Raw genomic sequence first — 5333 nt, forward strand, 5'->3', positions numbered from 1 at the left:
AGCCTAAGCCATCAATACCCAATTCTACCACATCACCAGCTTTTAAATACCAAGGTTCAGGTTTTTGACCTAAACCTACGCCTGCCGGTGTTCCCGTCGTAATTACATCTCCTGGTAAAAGTGTCATAAACTGGCTGATGTAAGCAATCATAAACGGAACATTAAAAATCAGGTTTGAGGTATTACCATCCTGCAGGGTTTTTCCGTTTACCGTTAACCAAAGGCGAAGATTGTGCACATCGGCAATTTCATCCTGGGTAGCAATAAATGGTCCGATAGGTGCGAAGGTATCGCAGCTTTTTCCCTTTACCCATTGTCCGTTTCTTTCAATCTGGAACTCGCGCTCGCTATAATCGTTATGCAAAACATAACCAGCAATGTGGTCTAAAGCATTTTCTTCAGCAACATAGCTCGCTTTTTTACCAATCACAATGGCCAATTCCACTTCCCAGTCGGTTTTTTTACTGTTTTTTGGAATAATCAGGTCATCGTTAGGTCCAACAATTGCTGAAGTAGCTTTGAAAAACAAAATGGGCTCTGAAGGGATAGGAGCATTGGTTTCTGCTGCGTGGTCTTTATAGTTTAAGCCCACACAGATAATTTTTGAAGGACGGGCTAAAGCAGGACCAAGGCGTACACCTTTATCAACCTGTGGTAAATCAGCCGATGCAATAGCAGCCTTTAATTGCGCTAAACCATCACCACCAAAAAATTCTTCATTATAATCTCTAACCAATGCAGAAACATCGAAATAATTATCGTTTATAATTACCCCAGGTTTTTCAGCTCCGGTTTCGCCAAATCGTATTAATTTCATTATAAAATGCTTTATTGTATTTGAAAATATTTATTAATTGTTTAAGGTAGTAAATCCACCGTCAATTGGGTAATCGCAGCCTGTAATAAATGAAGCTTCATCGCTACATAGGTATAAAGCCAGGGCACCAACCTCTTCTGGTTTGGCCATTCTGCCGATAGGCTGCGTTTTAGAAAGTTTTTCGAACATTTCAGGGATATTATCCGGGTAGTTTTTCTGTAAGAAACCATCCACGAAGGGCGTATGAACCCGTGCAGGCGAAATAGAGTTACACCTGATGTTTTCACCAATATAATCTTTCGCCACACTCATGGTAATTGCTTTTACCGCACCTTTTGCCGCACTATAAACAAAACGATCTGGAAGACCAACTAATGCCGCAATTGAGGCCATATTGATAATTACACCTCCGCCAGACAAACGGATTTGTGGGACAGCTGCATGCAAACAGTTATAAACACCTTTTACGTTTACGCGCATAACACGGTCAAAATCAGCTTCTTCTGTAGTATCAGCTTTGCCAATATGTGCAATACCTGCGTTATTAATCAGGATATTGATATTTCCGATCTGCTTAAAAACTTCGTGAACTGCATTATGGTCTGAAACATCACATCCATAACTGAATGCTGATCCACCATTTGTTTTAATTTCATCTAAAGTATCCTGGGCGTGTTCAGTCCCCAGTTCGATGATGTGCACCTCAGCGCCCTGTTTAGCTAAAATAGTTGCAATAGCTCTTCCTATGCCGCTTCCCCCGCCTGTAACTACGGCTTTTTTGTTTTTTAGTGAAAACATGTATATGATTATAAATTATAATTGATTAGAATACGAATACAAATAAAATAAATATTCTTGATTAAAAATTTTATCTTCTTGCCTAAATATTAACAGATATTGTCATATGTTATTCCGGCTATTCCAATAGCCTTACCTTGCATAAATTTTACAAAGCCATTCGGTATTATTACTTATATTTGAATAATATATTTATATTTAAATATAGTATTAACCAAATATCACATAAAAAACCTGTTAAAATAGGTTTTGTTATTAGAGCCAATTTGAATGAGAAATTTTCTGATTTTTATTTCCTGTTATTTTTTAGCTGTACCATTTTCTAACGCTACTGAGCGCGCGCAAAAAACAATTGTAATTTCTACAGAAAATCATATTCGTGTGCGTTTTGGCGCAGAAAAATTGTTAAAAGCTTTAGTTAAATTAAATTATTCGACCAAAATCGAACAAAAGAATAAACTTACCGCAAATAACAATGTTATTGCAATTGGTGTGTTTTCTGATAAACTTTTTATCAATCACCTTCCGCTAGAAATCAAGAATAAAATCTCAGTTGCTAAAAAAGAAGGCTTTCATATCTACACGGGGAAAAACGGGCTGCTTTATGTAATTGGCAACGATGCATCCGGTGCTTTATATGGCTGTATAGAATTGGCCGATCAGATCAGCAGCACGGGTAAATTACCTATACGGATAGCACTTTCCGATCAACCTGAAATGGTATTAAGAGGTACCTGTATCGGTCTGCAGAAACCAGATTACCTGCCAGGCCATGATGTTTATGAATATCCTTATACCCCTGAAACTTTCCCCTGGCTTTATGATAAAGCTTTATGGATTAAGTACCTGGATATGATGGTCGAAAACCGCTATAACTCACTTTATCTATGGAATGGGCACCCTTTTTCGTCGCTACTGCGCTTAAAAGATTATCCTTATGCAGTAGAGGTAGATGATGCTACTTTAAAAAAGAACGAAGAAATCTTCCAGTTTTTAACGAAAGAAGCTGACAAACGTGGCATTTGGGTGATCCAGATGTTTTATAATATTATTATTCCTAAACCATTTGCAGATAAACATGGCCTGAAAACACAAGATCGGAACCGTCCGATTATTCCTTTAATTGCCGATTATACCCGAAAATCGATTTCATCCTTTGTAGAGAAGTACCCAAACGTTGGTTTAATGGTGGCTTTGGGTGAGGCAATGGAGGGTGTTGGTCAAGATGATATTGATTGGTTTACCAAAACGATTATTCCCGGGGTGAAAGATGGATTAAAAGCAGCCGGCATTAAGGAAGAACCCCCGATTGTACTGCGTGCACATGATACCGACGCACCAAGTGTGATGAAAGCAGCGCTGCCCTTTTATAAAAATCTATATACCGAAAATAAGTTTAATGGTGAGGCTTTAACTACTTATACCCCGCGTGGGGCATGGGCAGATCTAAACAGGAAATTAGCTGCTATTGGTACGATCAATATCTCTAACGTGCATATTTTAGCCAATTTAGAGCCTTTTCGCTACGGTTCGGCAGACTTTATCCAGAAATCAGTTCAGGCGATGAACAAGATTTATGGTGCAAAAGGCTTGCATTTATATCCTCAAGCCAGCTATTGGGATTGGCCTTATTCGGCTGATGAGGTAAAAGGAAGGTTATTGGAGGTAGACCGCGATTGGATCTGGTACAAGGAATGGGCAAGATATTCGTGGAATTCGCAGAGAGACCGTAGTGAAGAAATTAACTATTGGGGAAATGAGCTGGCTAATAAATATGGTGCTAATTTAACTGGAGGTAAAGCTATTCTGAATGCCTATGAAGAATCGGGTGAGATATCACCCAAACTTTTGCGCAGGTATGGCATTACCGATGGTAACCGACAAACGTTAACCCTGGGCATGCTGATGACTCAGCTCATTAATCCGTTCCGTTATGGGTTGTTTACATTAATGTACGAATCGGAAGCCCCAGAAGGCGAAATGATTATCGAATACGCCGAAAAAGAATGGAAGAAACAAGGCCATATTGGTGAAACCCCGGTTCAGGTGGCACGCGAAGTGGTTGAACATGGCAAAAAAGCCATTCAATCTATTAATGAGGCTGCACCCAGTATAACAAAAGATACTGCAGAGTTTAAGCGGCTTAGAAATGATATCTATTGTTATGATGAAATGGCTAATTTTTATGCTGAGAAAGTTAAGGCAGCCCTGTGGATATTGCGGTATAAAAATTCGAACCAGGTAGCTGATTTAGAGCAGGCATTGCCTTTTCTCCAAAAAAGCGTAGATCATTATGCTAAACTGGTTAAATTGACTGAACACAGTTACCTGTATGCCAATAGTATGCAAACCAAACAGCGGAAAATCCCGATGCGTGGTGTGGATAAAACCTTTATCCATTGGAAAGAGATGCTACCGGTTTTCGCCAAAGAGCTCAATCATTTTAAAAGAAGTATCGATTCTCTGAAATCAATAAAACAGGGAACGGTAACTGCAATTGTGCCTTACAAAGCTGCTGATGTTAAAGTCTTAAATGAAACAGAAAGTTATGTGATAGCCAAAGATGCACCACTTTTCGCAGATACTGCAATTAAGATTAAAGAAGTTGCAGCGCAGTTGGTGGGTTTAAGGGGGATTAAGCTGACAAAGGAAAAGCAAATTAAAATTGGAACAGAAATTAGATTCAGCACCAAAGCACCTGTAAAATTGCTGATAGGCTTTTTTAATCAGAAAGATCCTCAATATCTTGCTCCTCCACAGCTGGAAACAGATGCGAGTGCCAATAACTATGGTCAGTCTGAAATCAAGATATCGAATGCATTGGTGCCTTATGGTTTTCCACCGGTAAATGTTCATGCTTATTCTTTCCCTGCAGGAACACATACTTTAAATTTAGGTAAAGGGGCCTGCCTGGTTTTAGGGTTTATTGATGACAAACAGGAACTGCGGATTTTTAATGCAGGTTTAGATGGTAGAGGAAAAGACATCGATTGGTTATTTGAATAATGATGAATACAATAAATTTAATTGCAACAGCAGCATTGTCGGTATTGACAATCACAGGCTTTGCACAACAGAAATCAATTCTGGGTACCGAAAAGCTGAAGAAATATGTTACTTATTTCAATTCTATCGACACCGAGGCGGTAAAAAACCATGTGCCCAATGCCGAAGCCTTTACATGGTTAGCTGAGCAGGTACCTTTATTCGAATGCCCAGATTCGGTATTGGAGCAAAACTATTATTACCGCTGGTGGACTTACCGCAAACACCTGGTTAAAACGCCTGATGGTTTTATATTCACTGAATTTATCGAACCGGTTAAACATGCAGGGAAATATAATTCCATTAGCTGCGCATTAGGTCACCATATTTACGAGGGCAGGTGGTTAAAGGATAATAGCTATTTAAAAGATTACATCAAATTCTGGCTTTACCATGCCGATGTTGGCCAAACGAAACAACGTTTCCATCAATTTAGCAGCTGGGTTGATGATGCTGTTTATCAGAATTATCTGGTACAACCCGATCAAGAATTTTTGAAGGAAATTTTGCCAGCGCTGGATAAAGATTACGCCAAATGGGAAGCTGAAAGACAGCTTAAAAACGGCCTGTTCTGGCAACATGATGTTAAGGATGGCATGGAAGAATCGATTAGCGGATCGCGAAAAGACCAGAATCAACGACCAACCATAAACAGTTATATGTATGGCAATGC

4 protein-coding genes are annotated in these 5333 nt (G+C 39.2%); 2 read left to right on the plus strand and 2 right to left on the minus strand.

All coding sequences use genetic code 11. The features are described 5' to 3' along the window. Together AC1DND_RS18355 and AC1DND_RS18360 are read right to left on the minus strand one after the other, a co-directional pair. A partial coding sequence (locus AC1DND_RS18355; protein ID WP_477583812.1) for a fumarylacetoacetate hydrolase family protein occupies positions 1-817 on the minus strand: 817 nt, incomplete at its 3' end. 33 nt (positions 818-850) lie between these two features. Further along, positions 851-1615 carry an SDR family NAD(P)-dependent oxidoreductase gene (locus AC1DND_RS18360; RefSeq protein WP_477583814.1) on the minus strand — a complete coding sequence of 255 codons (765 nt, stop codon included), beginning with the start codon at positions 1613-1615 and terminating at the stop codon, positions 851-853. A 270-nt stretch (positions 1616-1885) separates the two neighbouring features. Between AC1DND_RS18360 and AC1DND_RS18365 the strand changes: the two genes are divergently transcribed. Together AC1DND_RS18365 and AC1DND_RS18370 are read left to right on the plus strand one after the other, a co-directional pair. After that, positions 1886-4621: an alpha-d-galacturonidase gene (locus AC1DND_RS18365; RefSeq protein WP_477583816.1), complete on the plus strand. Its 2736-nt coding sequence runs from the start codon at positions 1886-1888 to the stop codon at positions 4619-4621. Further along, the coding region (locus AC1DND_RS18370) for an MGH1-like glycoside hydrolase domain-containing protein (protein WP_477583818.1) at positions 4621-5333 on the plus strand (713 nt) is incomplete at its 3' end. The genes AC1DND_RS18365 and AC1DND_RS18370, both read left to right, overlap by 1 nt.

This window comes from Pedobacter sp. 01N416 (assembly GCF_056399685.1).